Below are 17304 nucleotides of genomic sequence, written 5' to 3' on the forward strand. Positions count from 1 at the left end.
TTTCGTCATAGTCCGCCCCGCGCCCGCAGCGCCTCGGCCACGCGCTCGGCATCGTCGAGCGCAGACAGCGCCAGCGGCGCCACGACCTGCCAGCCCGGCCGGCGCGGACTTCGCGCACGCCAGGCCTCCATAAGCTGCCCCGCGCGCAACAACAACACTGGTGTGAAGCGGATGACGAGTGCAATCGCCACGGCGAGGGTCCGGGGGTTCAATCCAATCCGCACAAGGGGTCGGGCACACCGCTCGACAACCGCGATCAGGTCGTCGAGACGTGTCGTCATCGTTACAAGGTTTGCAATCGCGATTGCCGTCAGCATTCGCAGCGCTATGCCGAACCCCGCGACCAGATCGCCCGTCACCGCATGCCAGACCGCAAGCACGACCAGAAATGGCCAGAGCGGCCAGAGCATCCTTGCGCCCGCTTTGGCGAATGCGACGCCCTGCATCAGGTAAAGGCCCACAACCAGCGCCGCAGCCACAGCAATCCAGCGCAAGTCGGTCATCGGCACGACCACCAGCGTGGCCAGCGCAAGCCCGACCAGCTTCCAGCCAGCGGGCATCCGGTGGAGTGCTGTTTCAACCGGAGAGGTCAGCGTCAGCATCGACCGCACCCAGCCTTTTCATCTCGCGTGCGAATTCCTCCAGCACTGGCCCAGCAGGTCCATCGCTCTGCACTCGCCCGCCTTCGATCCAGACGACCCGCTCCATTTCGGCCAGAACATCCGGATCATGGCTGACGACGATCAGCCGCTGCTCCAGGGTTTCGAGGCGCCGACTGAGCCGAATCTGGGTCGGCATGTCCAGCGCGGCAAAGGGTTCGTCCAGAAGGATGGTTCCCGGCCCCATGGCAAGGACCGCCAACAGGCACAGATACTGCCTCTGTCCCTGCGACAACGTATGAACCGGGGCCGAGGCCCAATGGGCGCGCCCTTCATTCGCCAGGATCCGAGCGACGGCCTCACGCGCCGTCGCATCAGTCTGGCCCATCTGTCTCAGACCGAATGCCAGTTCCTCTCCCACCGTGGGAAAGATGATCTGGTGGTCGGGGTTCTGGAAAAGGATGCCTACACGTGACAGCGCCGCTTTCCGATCGGTCCATGGGTCTATTCCGTCGAGCAGCACCGTTCCGGATGAGGGGGCGACCAGCCCGGCCATCACGCGCAGAAGTGTCGTCTTGCCTGACCCGTTCCGCCCGGCAATCCCGATCCGCTTTTCGCCCAGCTCCAGCGAAATGCCCGACAGGATCGCCTTTCCCTGCTGGGAAAAGCCGACATCCTTCAGGATCAGGCCGCTTTCCGTCATGGCAACACAAACTCCGATCCGGCCGTGCTTACCGCTCTCACCGGCTGATGCCAAATGCAAAGGGCGGCCCAACTGGCGGGCCGCCCCTGTTTCTCCCCGGCGGAAGTACCTTATGAGAGGTGCGGGGCAGACAGCCCCCGCCAGCAGCCCTTAGCCCTCAGCCCTCAGCCCTGACGCGCAGCGGCGATGGCTTCTTCCAGGATGTCCATGGCTTCGGCGAAATGCGCGTCCGGAATGGTGATCGGCGCGAGGAAACGGATGACGTTGCCATAAACCCCGCAGGTCAAGAGGATCAGCCCGCGCTTCAGCGCCTCGACCCGTACACGGCCGGTGAAGCCCGCATCGGGCTCGTGCGTACCAGGCTTGCCGAACTCGACCGCGACCATGAAGCCGGGGCCGCGGATGTCCATGATCTCGGGCGTGGTGGCGCGGATCGCCTCGAGCTTCTGCTTCAGGCGCGAGCCGAGTTCATTGGCGCGGGCGCAGAGGTCTTCCTCCTCGATCACGTCGAGCACGGCATTGGCAGCCGCGATGCCAAGCGGGTTGCCGGCATAGGTGCCGCCGAGGCCACCGGGTTGAGAGGCATCCATCAGGTCGGCGCGGCCAGTGACGGCCGAGATCGGCAGACCGCCGCCCAGGCCCTTGGCCATGCAGGTAATGTCGGCCGCGACACCATGGGCTTCCATGGCGAACAACGTGCCGGTGCGCGCGAAGCCGGTCTGGACCTCGTCGGCGATCATCACGATGCCATGCTCGTCACAAAGCTTGCGGACCGCCTTCACCAGGTCGGTCGGCGCCGGGTAGAAGCCGCCCTCGCCCTGCACCGGCTCGAGGATGATCGCGGCGACGCGGGCCGGATCGACATCGGCCTTGAACAGCTTGTTGATCCCCTCCATCGCCTGGGCGGTCGAGACGCCATGCACTTCCTGCGGATAGGGCACGTGGTAGACGTCAGGCATCATCGTGCCGAAGCCCTTCTTGTAGGGCTCGACCTTGCCGGTCAGCGTCATGCCCATGAAAGTCCGGCCGTGGAAGGCACCGCCAAACGCAATGACGGCGTTGCGGCCCGTGGCGACACGGGCGATCTTGATCGCGTTCTCGACGGCTTCGGCGCCTGTCGTCGCGAAGATCGTCTTCTTCGGGAAGTTGCCCGGCACCTTCTCGTTCAGGCGCTCGGCCAGACGGATGTAGTTCTCGTAGGGCAGGACCTGGTGGCAGGTATGGGTGAAGCGGTTCAACTGTTCGGCGACGGCTGCCATGACCTTCGGGTGCCGGTGGCCGGTGTTCACCACGGCGATGCCGGCGGCGAAGTCGATATAGCGATTGCCCTCGATGTCCCAGATTTCCGCGTTCAGCGCCTTGTCGGCGTAGATCTGGGTGGTCATCCCGACCCCGCGCGAAATCGCGGTCTCGCGGCGGCGGGCTACATCAGCGTTCAGCATGGCTTTCTCCGAATCGGTCCGGGGCGCCAATGGGCGCCCGACATGTCCTGCTTCGATTTGATCAAATTTCGCAAGGAAGTTCAATCGGCGTTTCACAGTTACAAGCATGGTTTCTCGAAAAACGCTGCGGGTCCGTCGCACCTTTACCCTGCATTAACCCTGAACCCGCAGGGTGGCCTGGCGCATGATGCGAGGTTGGCGATGGCTGAAGGTCCGTTCCTGTCCCCCACACCCTTCACCCCACCCACCCCGGAGGATGACGGATCGTCGTGGCTTCGCCTCATGCGCTCCCGCAGGGTCGGACCTGCAACCTTTCACCGACTGATGGCCGAGCATGGCTCGGCCGGGGCGGCCCTGCGGGAACTTCCCAAGATCGCCAAGGCGGCGGGGGTGGAGAACTACCTGGCCTGCCCTGTCGAGGTCGTGCAGCACGAGATGGCCCAGGCCCGCCTTGCCGGCGCGAGGCTCCTGCTCTGGGGCCAGCCCGGATACCCCTCTGCGCTGATGGACATGCCCGATGCGCCGCCCCTCCTTTGGGCGCAGGGGGATATCGGCCTCCTCGGCCAACCCATGGTAGCCCTGGTCGGTGCCCGGAACGCCTCGAGCCTAGGCCTGCGGATGGCCAGACGACTGGCCGATGGGTTGGGACAAGCCGGTCACGTGATCGTCTCGGGCTTGGCGCGCGGCATCGATGCCGCCGCCCACGAGGTCGCGTTGCCGCACGGCACTGTCGCGGTGCAGGCGGGCGGCGTCGATGTGATCTACCCCGAGGAAAACAAGGCCCTTGCTGCGCGCATTGCCGCCGAGGGCTGCCGGATCTCCGAACAGCCGATGGGCCTGATACCGCAGGCGCGGCACTTTCCGGCCCGCAATCGCATCGTTGCCGGTCTTTCCCGCGCTGTCGTCGTGGTCGAGGCCGCGGCGCGGTCCGGCAGCCTCATCACCGCCCGCGCCGCACTCGATCTGGGGCGCGAGGTCATGGCCGTGCCGGGCCACCCGTTCGATTCCCGTGCTGCAGGCTGCAACATGCTGATCCGCGACGGCGCGACCCTTGTGCGCGGCCCGCAGGACGTGCTCGAAGCGCTCGGTGCACCAATCCCTGTTGCCCAACAGGTGGTGCCCGAACCGCCTCCGCCGCCGCTACCCGGCCCGATCGCGGCGGCGCGCCCTCTGGCCGAGATCGCGCGGCTCCATTCGCGCATTCTCGACCGCCTCGGCCCCAGCCCATTGGCGGAAGACCAACTGATCCGCGACCTTGACCTGCCCGCAGCGCATGTCACCTCGGAACTGGTGACCCTGGAACTCGAAGGGCGGGTTCTGCGGCAGCCGGGCGGGCTGCTGTCCCGCATCGCCTGAGCCTCGTCCTGGCGCCTCCCGGAGGTGCGGCCAAAACTCTTCGAAGAGTTTTCGCAGGAGTTTTCGACAACGCTTGCCCGCACCCAGCATTCAGGGCGTAGCGGGCAAGGGCCCGGAAGGTCCTTGCCGACCTGCCTCATGGCCTTCCTTGACATTGCCGCGCCGACCCCCAATTTTGCGCCGCCATGTCATTCGTCGCTTTGGAAAGAGGTCCTTGATGCCCGTCGTCGTCGTCGAGTCCCCCGCCAAAGCCAAGACAATCAACAAATATCTCGGCTCCGACTATACGGTGCTCGCCTCTTACGGCCATGTCCGTGACCTGCCGGCCAAGGATGGTTCCGTCGATCCCGAGCATGATTTCGCGATGGATTGGGAAGTTCCGCCCGAGTCGAAGAAGCACATCCGCGCCATTGCCGAGGCGCTGAAATCCGACGATGCGCTGATCCTCGCCACCGACCCCGACCGCGAGGGCGAGGCGATTTCCTGGCACCTGCAGCAGGCGCTGGCCTCATCCCTCAAGAAGGGCAAGACTGTCCGCCGCGTGACCTTCAATGCCATCACCAAGGATGCGGTGACCCAGGCGATGAAGGAGCCGCGCGATGTCGATCAGGCACTGGTCGAGGCGTACCTCGCCCGCCGGGCACTCGACTACCTTGTAGGCTTCACCCTGTCGCCGGTGCTCTGGCGCAAGCTGCCGGGCGCGAAATCTGCGGGTCGAGTGCAGTCGGTCTGTCTGCGTCTGATCGTCGAGCGCGAGATGGAGATCGAGGCCTTCCGCGCCCGCGAGTACTGGACGGTGAAGGCGCTCCTTTCCACGCCGCGCGGCCAGGAATACGAGGCAAGGCTGACCGTTCTCGGCGGCCGGAAGCTGGATAAATTCGACATCGCGAACGAAACTGCTGCCGAACTGGCGGTTCAGGCAGTCACGTCCCGCAGCTTGTCGGTGAAGTCCGTCGAGGCGAAGCCAGCCAGCCGCAATCCCTGGCCGCCCTTCATGACCTCGACCCTCCAGCAGGAGGCGAGCCGCAAATACGGCATGGGCGCCAAGGCTACCATGTCGGCGGCACAGCGGCTCTACGAGGCGGGCCATATCACCTACATGCGGACCGACGGGATCGACATGGCGCCCGAGGCAGTGATGGCCGCCCGGGCCGAGATCGGCCGCCGCTTCGGCGCGGCCTATGTCCCGGACAGTCCGCGGATGTACAAGAACAAGGCCAAAAACGCGCAGGAAGCCCATGAATGCATCAGGCCGACCGACATGTCGGCCGCACCCGACAACCTGCGCCTGACCGAGACCGATCAGAGGAAGCTCTACGACCTCATCTGGAAGCGCACCATCGCCAGCCAGATGGCCGCCGCCCGTCTGGAACGCACCACGGTCGATGTGGCCAGTCCCGATGGTCAGGTCGAGCTTCGCGCCACGGGCCAGGTCGTGCTCTTTGATGGCTTCCTCAAGGTTTATGACGAAGGCCGCGACGAGGATCCGGAAGATGGCGAAGGCCGCCTTCCGCAAATCATGCAGGGCGAGCCGGCCGAGAAGCGGTCCGTGACGCCCGAACAGCACTTCACCCAGCCGCCGCCCCGCTACACCGAGGCGACGCTCGTGAAGCGGATGGAGGAACTCGGGATAGGCCGGCCTTCGACCTATGCCTCGGTCCTGTCGACGATCCAGGACCGCGAATATGTCCGCAAGGACAAGAACCGCCTGATCCCCGAAGACAAGGGACGTCTGGTCACGGCCTTCCTGACCAACTTCTTCCGCAAATACGTCGAGTACGATTTCACCGCCGACCTTGAGACGGAGCTTGACGATGTCTCGGCGGGCGAACGCAACTACAAGGATGTGCTGGCCCGTTTCTGGCGCGATTTCTCGGCGGCCATCGCCGAAACAGCCGACCTGCGGATCGGCGAGGTGCTGGAAAAGATCGACGACTTCCTGGCGCCGCACCTCTATCCGCCGCGCGCCGATGGCGGCGACCCGCGTGCCTGCCCGGTCTGCGGGACCGGTCGGTTGCACCTGAAGACCGCCCGGTCGGGCGGGGCCTTCATCGGCTGCGGCAACTACCCGGAATGCCGCTATACCCGGCCGATCTCTGTGCCGAACGGCGAAGATGGCGGGACGCTAACCGCAGACGGAAAGGTGCTGGGTCAAGATGAGGCTGGGCGCGACATCACGCTCCGGTCGGGTCGGTTCGGCCCCTACGTGCAGCGCGGCGAGGCGACGGCTGAAGAGCCGAAGCCAGCCCGTGCCAGCCTGCCCAAAGGCTGGTCGCCGGACAGCCTGACACTGGAACGGGCGCTGATGCTTCTGAATCTGCCTCGCCAGATTGGTGCGCATCCCGAGGATGGCCAGCTTGTAGAGGCCGGGATCGGCCGTTTCGGACCCTATGTGAAGCACAATTCGACCTATGCGAACCTGCCGGACGTGGAAGAGGTCTTCACCATCGGTATGAACCGCGCGGTCGAGGTGCTGGCCCAGAAGGCGGCGCGCGGCCGGCCCTCGACCCCTGCCACCGCGCTGCGCGATCTGGGCGAACACCCCGATGGCGGCGTTCTTCAGGTCATGCCCGGCCGTTACGGCCCCTACATCAAATGGGGCAAGGTGAACGCCACCCTGCCGAAGGAGCTGTCGCCCGAAGCGGTGACGCTGGACGAGGCACTTGTCCTGGTGGCGGAAAAGGCGGCGAAGGGCGGCAAGACCAAGGCTCCGCGCAAGACAGCTGCCAAGCCTGCATCGGCCAAGGCCGGCAAACCTGCGGCCAAGAAAGCGGCACCCAAGGCCAAGGCGCCGGTCCGCAAGGCAGCCCCCAAGACCGCCAAGGCCTGAGGCGCTTCTGCCGCAGCGCGGCGATTGACCTTCCCGCGCCGAGCCGCCACAAAAGGCGCCGAGAGTTTGCGGGAGGGCCAAGATGAACAAGACCTACGGTTCCGCCAAGGAGGCCCTGGACGGCCTTCTCTTCGACGGGATGCTGATCGCCGCGGGGGGCTTCGGCCTGTGCGGCATTCCGGAACTGCTGATCGCTGCGATCCGCGAGGCCGGGACGAAGAACCTCACTGTCGCCTCGAACAACGCCGGTGTGGATGGCTTCGGTCTGGGCGTGCTCCTGGAAACGCGGCAGGTGAAAAAGATGATCTCGTCCTATGTGGGCGAGAATGCCGAATTCATGCGCCAGTATCTTTCCGGTGAGCTGGAGCTGGAATTCAACCCGCAGGGTACGCTGGCCGAGCGGATGCGGGCGGGCGGCGCGGGCATTCCCGGCTTTTTTACCGCTACCGGCGTCGGTACGGTCATCGCCGAGGGCAAGGAACATCACGACTTCGACGGCAAGACCTATATCCTCGAGCGCGGGATCGTCGCCGATGTCTCGATCGTCAAGGCGTGGAAGGCCGACCCCTCGGGCAACCTCGTCTTCCGCAAGACGGCGCGCAACTTCAACGTGCCCGCCGCGACTTGCGGCAAGGTCTGCGTGGCCGAGGTCGAGGAAATCGTGCCGCTCGGCTCGCTCGACCCCGATGCGATCCACCTGCCCGGCATCTATGTTCATCGCCTGATCAAGGGCCCGCATGAGAAGCGGATCGAACAGCGCACCGTCCGCAAGAAGGAGACCGCTTGATGGCTGAGGATGTGAAGGGCTGGGATCGTAACCAGATGGCTGCCCGCGCCGCGCAGGAACTGCGCGACGGGATGTATGTGAACCTCGGCATCGGCATCCCCACGCTGGTGGCGAACTACATTCCCGCCGGCGTGAACGTGACACTGCAGTCGGAAAACGGGATGCTCGGCATGGGCCCCTTCCCCTTCGAGGGCGAAGAAGACCCTGACCTCATCAATGCCGGCAAGCAGACGATCACCGAACTGCCGCAGACCGCGTTCTTCGACAGCGCGACCTCCTTCGCCATGATCCGTGGCGGCAAGATCGCCATGGCGATCCTTGGCGCGATGGAAGTGGCCGAGAATGGCGACCTCGCGAACTGGATGATCCCCGGCAAGCTCGTCAAGGGCATGGGCGGGGCGATGGACCTTGTCGCGGGCGTGGGTCGTGTCGTGGTCGTGATGGACCATACCTCGAAACACGGCGAGTCGAAGGTGCTGCACCAGTGCACCCTGCCGCTGACCGGCAAGGGCGTGGTCGACCGCATCATCACCAATCTCGGTGTGCTCGACGTGGGCCACAAGGGGCTGCATATCGTCGAGATTGCACCGGGCGTGACCGAGGAAGAGCTGCGCGCGGCGACCGAGGCGACGATCGTTGGCTGAGTTCGAGATCACCCGCGAGGAGACGGTCTCGAAAGGCCGCTACGTGATCCGCAAGGACGGCGAGGAGGCGGAGCTGACCTACTCCATAACCTCGCCGGTGTTGCGGATCGCCGATCACACCGGCGTGCCGGACAGCTTCCGCGGCACCGGGGCGGGTCTTGCCCTCGTGACGCGGCTCGTGGCCGATGCACGGGCCGAGGGGTTCAAGATCATGCCGCTTTGCCCCTTCGTGAATGCGCAGCGCAAGCGCCATCCGGAATGGGCCGACGCCTTTTCGGTCTAGCGCGCCGCCTGCACCCGATCGGAAGACCCCGGAGCGATCCGGGGTCTCTCTCGTTTCAACAGCCGTCGCACCGCTCAGTTGCTTGCGGACATGATGCGGAACACGCAGGGATCCGTCACAAGCTCGGGCGGGGTCATGCATAGCCCCTGCGCTACCTGCCAGGCCGCCAGAACCTTCGGCACATAGTCGCGGGTCTCGGAATAGGGTGGCACGCCGCCATTTGCCGTGACCGCGCCTTCGCCGGCGTTATAGGCGGCAAGGACCATCAGCGGGTCCCGGTCGAAATTCTTCATCAACCAGTCAAGGTAGGCGACCCCGCCCTTGATGTTCTGGACCGGATCATTGGCGTCCGCGACACCAAAACGCTCGGCAGTTGCCGGGATGAGTTGCATCAGCCCCTGCGCGCCAGCGGGGCTCATGGCCTGCGCCTGACCGCCGCTCTCCACACCGATCACGGCAAGCACCAGCGCAGGTGACACCTCGGTTCCGATCGTGGCCGTCAGGATCGCGGTGCCGTATCTGGTGGCGATGTCCTGCATCGTCTGCATCCGCGGCGCCGAAACCGCAGCCCCGCTCGGCCCCTGCGAAAGAGTAGCCATCGCCAGTGGGAACCGGCCATCCTTCGCCTCGATCGCAGTCGGCACCTTGTCCCAGAACCAGCCGTAACTTGCTTGGGCCGGCGCGGGCGCGGGGATCAGGTCGGGCGGTCGCGGATCGGCCTGCGTGACCGGAGGCAGCACGGTCGCCTCTTCTCTCGGCGTGACCTTGGGATACGCGGCCAGAACGCGGGCCTGCTCTTCGGGATCGATCTGGACGGTGATGCGCTTCTGGCCGGCAGCCGGCGGTTTGACCATCTTGAACGTGAAGCTGCTCGCAGCCTCCGGCTCCTCGGCCAACAGGACGGCAGGTGCGATCATGCAACCCGCAAGGATTGCTATCAGACGATTCCGCATTTCAGGAGGCCTGCTCTGCCCCGTTTATCGTTCTCTGTTTCCATCCTGTCAGAAAACCGGACGCTACGCCAGTTTTTCACCAGAAACAGAGATGATCGAATGGCCAGCAACCCCAGGTTGCGCCCATTTTGACGCCAAATTCAAAAAATTTTTCGTTCTAAAACAATGCCTTGAAAGAATTATTGGGGCTTTAGCCGTTCGTCAAGAAATACCCCGTTCCCGCCCAAATGGAGCCACGATTCGAGGGCTATATGCACCCATGCCGAACGGAAAGCGGAACGGTTCAGAGGCCCGGAAGCGAAGACCCGAAGCGGCGAGACTGAAGCAAGCAACTCCTCAGAAGGGACACATACCATGAAACTGCTCAACATCTTCAAGAACTTCCGCAAAGACGAAGACGGTGCCGTGACCGTTGACTGGGTCGTGCTGACCGCTGCCATCGTTGGCCTGGGCCTGGTCGTCATGACGACCGTTGGCGGCGCGATCTCGACCAACGCCACGACCGTTGCCGGCGACATCACCGCCACCGTCGGTGCGGCGTCCTCGGGCAACTGATATCGCCTGAGACAGACAATCGTCTGATCCAAAGAGGGTCGTGTCTTGCAAGAGACACGGCCCTTCTACTTTTTTCCAGCACACAGGAGCGACCGGCAGAGCTGCGCCGCTTTGAGATCCCGCCCCATCACGTCGTCGTTACCAATCCAACAATTAGCGATTTGTCAGGAATTACCTTTGTGCTGCCCAAATGCCGACAAGATGTGGGTGCTTCATTCTTGCATGCCGATCGGAGCGGCGGGCCAACCGGCCTGATGCGCAGATCCGAACGGCGGAAACGCAGCCCGCAACCCTGAAGGGGGATTTTTGACATGAAACTGATCGACATCTTCAAGAACTTCCGCAAAGACGAAGACGGCGCCGTGACCGTTGACTGGGTCGTGCTGACTGCAGCGATCGTCGGTCTGGGCCTGGTCGTCATGACGACCGTTGGCGGCGCGATCTCGACCAACGCCACAACCGTGGCCAGCGACATCACCGCCACCGTCGGTGCGGCGTCCTCGGGCAACTGATCGACCCGCAGTCGAAATCCAGATTTGCAAAGCCGCGCCGGACTGGCGCGGCTTTCTTAATTATAGTTTCCGGATCACGAACAGATCTTCCCCGGAATCGCGCTTCATGACTTAAACCCCACCCCACTGTACCCCATTTGGGCCACATTCCCGCACCACCATGACGACAAGGACGGTTCGGCGCGAACCGCGAAGAAACCGGAGTATGAACGATGATCAAGGTGCTGACGGCCTTTCGCCGTGATGAAGACGGAGCGGTGACCGTCGATTGGGTGGTGCTGACCGCTTCGATCGTCGGGCTTGGACTTGCGGTTCTGACTGCGATCAATGGCGGCCTCACGACAGCGATGGCCACGCTGATTACCAATCTGGGGACGATCCATACCGTCTTTAACTGGTAGATTTCTGAACAATCATCGCGCAACTGCCGCAACTGATCCACGAATCCGCCTCAATCCCCGGTCATTCCTGCTTCCTGAAGAAAGTCGTCAGATCCTGTCTTTGTCCGGTGATCTCACCGGGAAGCATGACAGGAGTTTGCATCGAGCAGGAGGTTAAGCCATGCGGATCGTCTTCGGACTTGTCCTGATCCTTGGGCTGTCACTGGCCGGCTTTGCCGTCTACATGGCCCAGAACTACATCAACGCCACCCAGGCACAGCTCGACGAGGAACGCGCCCGCAGCGCCAAGCTTGGGCCGATGGTCGATGTCCTTATCACAACGAAGGCCCTCAACTACGGCGACGTGCTGACCAAGGAAGACATCCGGTCGATCCCCTGGCCGCAGTCCGCACTGCCAGAAACCGCCTTCGTCAAGATGGAGGATCTCTTCCCCGAGGGCGCCGAACCCCGCCTCGTCCTGCGTCAGATGGAAAAGTTCGAGCCGGTCCTGGCGGTCAAGGTCACCGAACCCGGCGAGGAAGCCGGCCTGACCACCCGCCTGGCAAAAGGGATGCGGGCCTTTGCAATCAAGGTCGACGTGGAGTCGGGCGTGTCCGGCTTCTTGCGGCCGGGTGACAGGGTCGATGTCTACTGGACTGGTTCGGTCAATGGATCTGACGGCGAAGTGACCCGAGCAATCGAATCCGCGATCAAGCTTGCGGCAGTCGACCAATCGTCAGACTCCGAAAGCACCGACGCGATTATTGCCCGTACGGTGACCGTCGAAGCAACGCCGCAGCAGGTTGCGCGCCTGGCACAGGCGCAGGCCACGGGCCGACTTTCGCTTGCCCTCGTCGGCAATGGTGACGAGACCACGTCGGATGTGGTCGAGGTCGACAGCAAGACCCTGCTTGGCATCACCGAGGAAGCCCCCGCTCCCGCGCCTGTCGAGGAACGCGTCTGCTCGGTCAAGACCCGCAAGGGCGCAGATGTAATCGACACTGCGATCCCCTGCACCGACTGAAATCCGTGCGAGGGGCCTACTGCATCTTGCGGTAGGCCCCTACGCTTTCATCCAAGCGTTGGATAACTGCGGGTCCACAAACTTCAAAATCCCCGCGCAAGGTTTTGATTCTTGCAAAAAAACGACTTCTGCTCCATTCTGATCCAAATTTCGGGCGTCAAGACCCGGTCAGAGGCGTGTGAACGAGGCAGTAAAATGGGCAGCCGCTCTTTCGTGAAGGCCGGACTCTTGGCGTGCGCCTTGAGCCTCTCTGTGTCGCACTTGGCGATGGCAGAAACGCTGCACGTCATGCAAGGGTCTCCATCCAGCGCGCTGGATGTTCCGATGAACAGGGCCGTCGTGGTTGAAAGCGACGTTCCCTTCGCAGAGCTGTCGATCGCCAACCCTGGCATTGCCGATATCTCCACGCTTTCCGACAAATCCATCTACGTGCTTGGCAAGGCGCCTGGCCGCACGACGATGACGCTGCTTTCGGCAGACGGAAAGCTCATCTCGAACGTGGATGTGCATGTCAGCCCCGACGTGGCCGAGTTCAAGGAACGTCTGCGCCAGATCCTGCCTGGCGAGAATATCGAGGTCCGCACCGCCAATGACGGAATCGTGCTGTCCGGCACGGTTTCAAGCACGGCCAAGCTGGATCGCGCATTGGACCTTGCCAACCGCTACGCACCGGAACGTGTTTCAAACCTGATGACCGTCGGCGGCAGCCAGCAGGTCATGCTGAAGGTCCGCTTCGCCGAGATGCAGCGGGCGGTCAGCAAAAGCCTGTCAGCCTCGATTGCAGGCAAGTCGACCAGCGGCAACTTCATCATGGGCACCGGCAACTTCACGGCCGAAGGTGCGATCGACAACCTCATCAACAACGGCACGGCACCGATCAACGGCGAGTCAAAGGGCGCGCTCGGCTTCACCTTCAACACCGGAAGCCTGGAGTTCGCGGTGCTGCTTGAAGCGCTCGAATCCAAGGGGCTGGTCCGCACCTTGGCAGAGCCGAACCTGACAGCGCTGTCCGGGCAAGAAGCCAAGTTCCTCGCCGGCGGCGAATACCCCATCCCCGTCTCGAACGGCGACAACGGTATCTCGATCGAATACAAGCCATTCGGCGTCGAGTTGAACTTCACCCCGACCGTCGTCGATGGCGATCTCATCAACCTCGTCATCAACGCGGCCGTGTCGTCGATCGACAACACGATCACGGTCGAAACGGACGGCTTCAACATCAACGCCTTCAAGCGCCGCGAGACGTCCTCGACCGTCGAGCTGCGCGATGGTGAGAGCTTCGCGATCGCCGGCCTCTTGCAGGACGACTTCCGCGACCTCAACGGTCAGGTTCCTTGGCTGGGCGACATTCCGGTCCTCGGTGCACTGTTCCGCTCGACCGAATACCAGCGCGCGCAAAGCGAACTGGTAATCATCGTCACACCGCATCTGGTGACCGCAACCAAGGGCGATGCGATGGCGCTTCCAACCGACCGCGTCAGACTTCCGTCCGAAAAGGATCTATTCCTGTTCGGTCGTGTCACGGGCGGTGCCGCCAACGGACCCGCCGGCGAGGTTGCGCGGCAGGACTACAGCGGCTCCTACGGCTATGTGATGGAGTAAGCCCAGATGCGGACCCCTGCGATCCTTTTGGTGGCTGCGCTTTCGACCCTCTCCGCCTGCGATCAGGAAGCGGGCTGGTCCGTCAACTCCACCGGCACCTTCGGAAACGCGACGACGCAGAACACCGGCATCATGACCGGAGCACTGGATGCAACGGTTGCGCTGAACCAGCGTTTCGCTGCCGAAGTGCCGAACACGGTCAACTTCGCGTTCAACAGGTCTGATCTTGATCCAGCCGCCCAGGCGATCCTGCGCCAGCAAGCCAACTGGATCCGCCAGTTCCCTGAAGTCCGCTTCCGCGTTTTCGGCTTCACCGACCTTGTCGGCAGCGAAGGCTACAACTACGCGCTTGGCAAGCGCCGGGCCGAGGCTGTCGTCGCCTTCCTCGGAACACAGGGCATCAGCCGCTCGCGTCTCGAGGCGCTTGTCTCTTTTGGCAAGACCCGCCCGCTGGTCAACACGCCCGGACCCGAGGTGCTGAACCGCCGGGCCGTCACCGAGGTATCCGGCTTCGTCAAGGGCAGCGCCCCGGACCTGAACGGCAAGTATGCCGAAGTTGTCTGGCGGGACTATGTCAAGTCGGCTGAAACGCCGCATCCCCAGAACCAGATCATCCAGACGCAGACCTCAGGTTCCACCGGCCAGTAACTGGGCCCGTGGACCGTCCGGGGCCGGATGCAATCCTGCGAACCGGCCCCGACAGTCGCCAAATACCAAACAATCACGGTCTTTTGGCCCAATTCTCGCCACCATTGCACATGAACCTCCGCTCAATGGCAGCAGTGCGCGCGACCGAGAATCGCGTGCGGGTGCAGGCCAAGGGGGAAGTTCGGGGACCAGACGAATAGGGATGGTCCCGCCCCCTTGCCGGCCCAAGAGGTGGAAAGGGACGCAAGGCAATGACCAGTGTGGCGACTCTCCAGCCGGAACCGGCACCGATCATCGCGTGCACGATTTCGCGGGACGTTCAGAACTTCGATCTTCTGATCGATGACATGGAGTTGGAGCTTGGCGAAAGCTGGGGCGATCTCAGCTTCGAAGATGCTCTGCTTTTCCTCGGGCAACCCGAAGCGGCGGCTCTGGAATTCGTGGTTCTTGCCGCAGACGGCGAGGACGAGACGAACCTTGACGGCATAGCTGCAGTGATCCGAGCCGCGAAGGAACGCGGCGTGAAGGTGATCCTGGTCGCAAACCAGATCAGCCCGATCGCCCTGCATCAGCTCCTGCGCCTCGGTGCCGACGACTTCCTGCCCTATCCGCTTCCGGAAGGCGGCCTGCGCGAGTCGATCGCCAAGCTGAAACACAAGCCGGAACCTGCTCCGGCGCCGGCTCAGGCAATGGTCCCTGCAAACGCACCTGCCCCGACCTTCAAGGCAACCGGCGATCGCGACGGTGTGTTGCTGCCAGTCCACGGGCTTGCCGGTGGCGTCGGAGCGACCACCTTCGCCACGAACCTTGCCTGGGAATTGGCCACGATCAGCAAGACGGACGCGCCGCGAGTCTGCATCCTGGACCTTGATTTCCAGTATGGCTCTGTCGCGACCTATCTCGACCTGCCCCGTCGCGAGGCGGTCTTCGAAGTTCTGCAGGACACGGCCAACACAGACAGCGAGGCCTTCCTGCAATCGATGGTCACGTTCAACGAAAAGTTGCACGTTTTCACCGCGCCAGCCGAAATGATCCCGCTGGAACTCGTCACCGGCGAAGACATAAGCCGCCTCATCGCGATGGCCGAAGCCAACTTCGACTTCGTTATCGTCGACATGCCTTCGACCGTGGTCAGCTGGACCGAAGCGGTTCTCAGCCGCGCCCATGTCTACTTCGCGCTCCTGGAGCTTGATCTGCGCTCGGCGCAGAACGTGCTGCGCATGGTGCGGGCGCTGAAATCCGAGGATCTGCCGTTCGAGAAGCTGCGCTACGTCCTCAACCGCGCGCCCAAGTTCACCGAGCTTTCGGCTCGTGGCCGGGTGAAGCGCATGGCCGAAAGCCTGGACATCGACATCGAGGTTCAACTCCCCGATGGCGGGCACCAGATCACCCAGGCGAACGATCACGGTCTGCCCATTGCCGAAAGCGCTGCCAAGAACCCGCTGCGCAAAGAGATCAACAAGCTCGCGAAATCACTGTTCGATCTGAACAAGGCCGTCGAAGCCGGGAAGAAGTAACCGATGTTCTCTCGCTACCGCAAACCTGCCGAACAAGCGGCGAAACCGGCGACGTCGGCGCCGGTCGCTGCGGCCCATGCCGCACCCAAGGCCGATGCCATCGCCAAGCCGGTTGCCGCGCCCGTCCCGAAAGTCGGGGCACCCCAGATGCGCACCCCAGCCGAGGCGGTTGCTGCCGAGAAGGAAAAGAAGCGCAAGGAGAAGATGGGCGAGTTGAAGGTCGAACTTCACAAGCGCCTTCTCGACAACCTGAACCTCTCCGCACTGGAACACGCCTCGGAAGCGAGCCTGAGGTCGGAGATCGCGACGATCACCGCCGAAGCCCTGGAAGAGATGAGCGTCGTCCTCAACAAGGAAGATCGCCAGTCGCTGCACCAGGAGCTTTACGACGAGGTCATGGGCCTTGGCCCCATCGAGCCGCTCCTGAAAGACGAGACGGTCAACGACATCCTGATCAACGGGCCGCGGCGGATCTTCGTGGAACGCGGCGGCAAACTGCAGCTCACCGACATCACCTTCAAGGACGAGCGCCACCTGCTGCGCATCATCGACAAGATCGTGTCGGCCGTGGGCCGTCGCGTCGATGAATCGAACCCCTATGTCGACGCCCGCCTTGCCGACGGATCGCGTTTCAACGCAATGGTTCCTCCGGTCGCGGTGGACGGCTCGCTGGTCTCGATCCGGAAATTCAAAAAGGAAAAGCTCGGCATCCCCGACCTCGTGCGCTTCGGCGCCTTCACCGAGGAAATGGCGGCCTACCTGCAGGCTGCGGTTTCGACCAGACTGAACATCATCGTGTCGGGCGGTACGGGTTCCGGTAAGACGACGACATTGAACGCTCTGTCTTCATTCATCGACAACACCGAGCGCGTGCTGACGATCGAGGATACGGCCGAACTTCAGCTTCAACAGGTTCATGTGGGCCGGATGGAAAGCCGCCCGGCCAACGTCGAAGGCAAGGGCGCTGTCACTCAGCGGGACTGTCTGCGCAACGCTCTGCGGATGCGACCCGACCGGATCATCGTGGGCGAAACGCGCGGCGAAGAGGTCATCGATATGCTCCAGGCCATGAACACAGGCCACGACGGCTCCATGACCACGATCCACGCCAACTCGGCCCGCGACGGCGTCAGCCGTCTGGAAAACATGATCGCGATGGCCGGTATCGAAATGCCGATCAAAGCCGTCCGTGCCCAGATCGCCAGCGCCGTGAACCTGATCGTGCAGGCCAGCCGCCTGCAGGACGGCTCTCGCCGAATGACCTCGATCACAGAGATCACCGGCATGGAAGGCGACGTGATCTCGATGCAGGAAATCTTCCGTTACGAACGCCTCGGAATCGAGCCTTCGGGCAAGATCATCGGCCGCTTCAACGCGACCGGCGTGCGCTCGCATTACTCCGAACGGTTCAAGCAGTGGGGCTACAACCTGCCGGCCTCGATCTACGAACCCCTGCCGTAAGGAAAGAT

At 63.3% G+C, this 17304-nt stretch carries 17 protein-coding genes; 13 read left to right on the forward strand and 4 right to left on the reverse strand.

Annotation, left to right across the window (positions count from 1 at the left end):
* Positions 1–5: 5 nt before the first annotated feature.
* The 3 genes from L0V05_RS00430 to L0V05_RS00440 form a co-directional block, all read right to left on the reverse strand.
* Positions 6–602, reverse strand: coding sequence for an energy-coupling factor transporter transmembrane component T family protein (locus L0V05_RS00430; RefSeq protein WP_234867290.1), 597 nt, complete (start codon positions 600–602; stop codon positions 6–8).
* Positions 577–1302 (reverse strand): energy-coupling factor ABC transporter ATP-binding protein, encoded by a 726-nt coding sequence (locus L0V05_RS00435; RefSeq protein ID WP_234867292.1) that lies wholly within the window; start codon positions 1300–1302, stop codon positions 577–579. Before L0V05_RS00435 ends, L0V05_RS00430 begins: the two co-directional genes overlap by 26 nt.
* A 164-nt stretch (positions 1303–1466) precedes the next feature.
* Positions 1467–2744 (reverse strand): 4-aminobutyrate--2-oxoglutarate transaminase, encoded by a 1278-nt coding sequence (locus L0V05_RS00440; RefSeq protein WP_234867294.1) that lies wholly within the window; start codon positions 2742–2744, stop codon positions 1467–1469.
* Positions 2745–2945: 201 nt separating this feature from the next.
* On the opposite strand from L0V05_RS00440, the gene dprA reads away from it, so the two are divergent.
* The 5 genes from dprA (at position 2946) to L0V05_RS00465 (ending at position 8644) form a co-directional block, all read left to right on the forward strand.
* The gene (dprA, locus tag L0V05_RS00445) at positions 2946–4100 is read left to right on the forward strand and encodes a DNA-processing protein DprA (protein WP_406565936.1); all 1155 of its coding nucleotides are present in this window, start codon (positions 2946–2948) and stop codon (positions 4098–4100) included.
* A gap of 217 nt (positions 4101–4317) precedes the next feature.
* Positions 4318–6930: a type I DNA topoisomerase gene (topA, locus tag L0V05_RS00450; protein ID WP_234867297.1), complete on the forward strand. Its 2613-nt coding sequence runs from the start codon at positions 4318–4320 to the stop codon at positions 6928–6930.
* Between the two features lie 82 nt (positions 6931–7012).
* Positions 7013–7717, forward strand: a complete 705-nt coding sequence (locus L0V05_RS00455; RefSeq protein ID WP_234867299.1) for a CoA transferase subunit A — start codon at positions 7013–7015, stop codon at positions 7715–7717.
* Complete coding sequence (locus L0V05_RS00460; protein ID WP_234867302.1) at positions 7717–8361, forward strand: 3-oxoacid CoA-transferase subunit B; 645 nt, start codon at positions 7717–7719, stop codon at positions 8359–8361. Before L0V05_RS00455 ends, L0V05_RS00460 begins: the two co-directional genes overlap by 1 nt.
* On the forward strand, positions 8354–8644 hold the full coding sequence (locus L0V05_RS00465) for a GNAT family N-acetyltransferase (protein WP_234867304.1): 291 nt from the start codon (positions 8354–8356) through the stop codon (positions 8642–8644). The genes L0V05_RS00460 and L0V05_RS00465 overlap by 8 nt, the downstream gene beginning before the upstream one ends.
* A 74-nt stretch (positions 8645–8718) precedes the next feature.
* Here L0V05_RS00465 and L0V05_RS00470 read toward each other — a convergent pair whose 3' ends face one another.
* Positions 8719–9561 (reverse strand): lytic transglycosylase domain-containing protein, encoded by an 843-nt coding sequence (locus L0V05_RS00470; protein ID WP_234867306.1) that lies wholly within the window; start codon positions 9559–9561, stop codon positions 8719–8721.
* Positions 9562–9951: 390 nt separating this feature from the next.
* Here L0V05_RS00470 and L0V05_RS00475 point away from each other — a divergent pair, with 390 nt between their 5' ends.
* The 8 genes from L0V05_RS00475 to L0V05_RS00510 all read left to right on the forward strand — a co-directional run bounded on the left by L0V05_RS00475 (position 9952) and on the right by L0V05_RS00510 (position 17296).
* A complete protein-coding gene (locus L0V05_RS00475) occupies positions 9952–10152 on the forward strand; it encodes a Flp family type IVb pilin (protein ID WP_234867308.1) in 201 nt (66 codons plus the stop codon).
* Positions 10153–10463: 311 nt separating this feature from the next.
* Positions 10464–10664, forward strand: a complete 201-nt coding sequence (locus L0V05_RS00480) for a Flp family type IVb pilin (protein ID WP_234867310.1) — start codon at positions 10464–10466, stop codon at positions 10662–10664.
* Between the two features lie 212 nt (positions 10665–10876).
* Positions 10877–11065: a Flp family type IVb pilin gene (locus L0V05_RS00485; RefSeq protein WP_234867312.1), complete on the forward strand. Its 189-nt coding sequence runs from the start codon at positions 10877–10879 to the stop codon at positions 11063–11065.
* Positions 11066–11225: 160 nt separating this feature from the next.
* Positions 11226–12068: a Flp pilus assembly protein CpaB gene (gene cpaB, locus L0V05_RS00490; RefSeq protein ID WP_234867315.1), complete on the forward strand. Its 843-nt coding sequence runs from the start codon at positions 11226–11228 to the stop codon at positions 12066–12068.
* A gap of 195 nt (positions 12069–12263) precedes the next feature.
* The gene (locus L0V05_RS00495; RefSeq protein ID WP_234867317.1) at positions 12264–13670 is read left to right on the forward strand and encodes a type II and III secretion system protein family protein; all 1407 of its coding nucleotides are present in this window, start codon (positions 12264–12266) and stop codon (positions 13668–13670) included.
* A 6-nt stretch (positions 13671–13676) separates the two neighbouring features.
* Complete coding sequence (locus tag L0V05_RS00500) at positions 13677–14318, forward strand: OmpA family protein (protein ID WP_234867319.1); 642 nt, start codon at positions 13677–13679, stop codon at positions 14316–14318.
* Positions 14319–14569: 251 nt separating this feature from the next.
* Positions 14570–15835: a CpaE/TadZ family protein gene (locus tag L0V05_RS00505; RefSeq protein ID WP_234867321.1), complete on the forward strand. Its 1266-nt coding sequence runs from the start codon at positions 14570–14572 to the stop codon at positions 15833–15835.
* A gap of 3 nt (positions 15836–15838) precedes the next feature.
* Complete coding sequence (locus L0V05_RS00510) at positions 15839–17296, forward strand: TadA family conjugal transfer-associated ATPase (RefSeq protein WP_234867323.1); 1458 nt, start codon at positions 15839–15841, stop codon at positions 17294–17296.
* Positions 17297–17304: the final 8 nt, after the last annotated feature.

The organism is Alitabrizicola rongguiensis, from assembly GCF_021491355.1.
GTDB classification, from domain to species: Bacteria; Pseudomonadota; Alphaproteobacteria; order Rhodobacterales; family Rhodobacteraceae; genus Aliitabrizicola; species Aliitabrizicola rongguiensis.

Coding starts and splice junctions, on each gene's coding strand:
- cpaB (WP_234867315.1), top strand. CDS start 11,226: ATGCGGATCGTCTTCGGACTTGTCCTGATCCTTGGGCTGTCACTGGCC.
- dprA (WP_406565936.1), top strand. CDS start 2,946: ATGGCTGAAGGTCCGTTCCTGTCCCCCACACCCTTCACCCCACCCACC.
- topA (WP_234867297.1), top strand. CDS start 4,318: ATGCCCGTCGTCGTCGTCGAGTCCCCCGCCAAAGCCAAGACAATCAAC.
- L0V05_RS00475 (WP_234867308.1), top strand. CDS start 9,952: ATGAAACTGCTCAACATCTTCAAGAACTTCCGCAAAGACGAAGACGGT.
- L0V05_RS00495 (WP_234867317.1), top strand. CDS start 12,264: ATGGGCAGCCGCTCTTTCGTGAAGGCCGGACTCTTGGCGTGCGCCTTG.
- L0V05_RS00480 (WP_234867310.1), top strand. CDS start 10,464: ATGAAACTGATCGACATCTTCAAGAACTTCCGCAAAGACGAAGACGGC.
- L0V05_RS00460 (WP_234867302.1), top strand. CDS start 7,717: ATGGCTGAGGATGTGAAGGGCTGGGATCGTAACCAGATGGCTGCCCGC.
- L0V05_RS00430 (WP_234867290.1), bottom strand. CDS start 602: ATGCTGACGCTGACCTCTCCGGTTGAAACAGCACTCCACCGGATGCCC.
- L0V05_RS00455 (WP_234867299.1), top strand. CDS start 7,013: ATGAACAAGACCTACGGTTCCGCCAAGGAGGCCCTGGACGGCCTTCTC.
- L0V05_RS00505 (WP_234867321.1), top strand. CDS start 14,570: ATGACCAGTGTGGCGACTCTCCAGCCGGAACCGGCACCGATCATCGCG.
- L0V05_RS00510 (WP_234867323.1), top strand. CDS start 15,839: ATGTTCTCTCGCTACCGCAAACCTGCCGAACAAGCGGCGAAACCGGCG.
- L0V05_RS00470 (WP_234867306.1), bottom strand. CDS start 9,561: ATGATCGCACCTGCCGTCCTGTTGGCCGAGGAGCCGGAGGCTGCGAGC.
- L0V05_RS00435 (WP_234867292.1), bottom strand. CDS start 1,302: ATGACGGAAAGCGGCCTGATCCTGAAGGATGTCGGCTTTTCCCAGCAG.
- L0V05_RS00485 (WP_234867312.1), top strand. CDS start 10,877: ATGATCAAGGTGCTGACGGCCTTTCGCCGTGATGAAGACGGAGCGGTG.
- L0V05_RS00440 (WP_234867294.1), bottom strand. CDS start 2,744: ATGCTGAACGCTGATGTAGCCCGCCGCCGCGAGACCGCGATTTCGCGC.
- L0V05_RS00500 (WP_234867319.1), top strand. CDS start 13,677: ATGCGGACCCCTGCGATCCTTTTGGTGGCTGCGCTTTCGACCCTCTCC.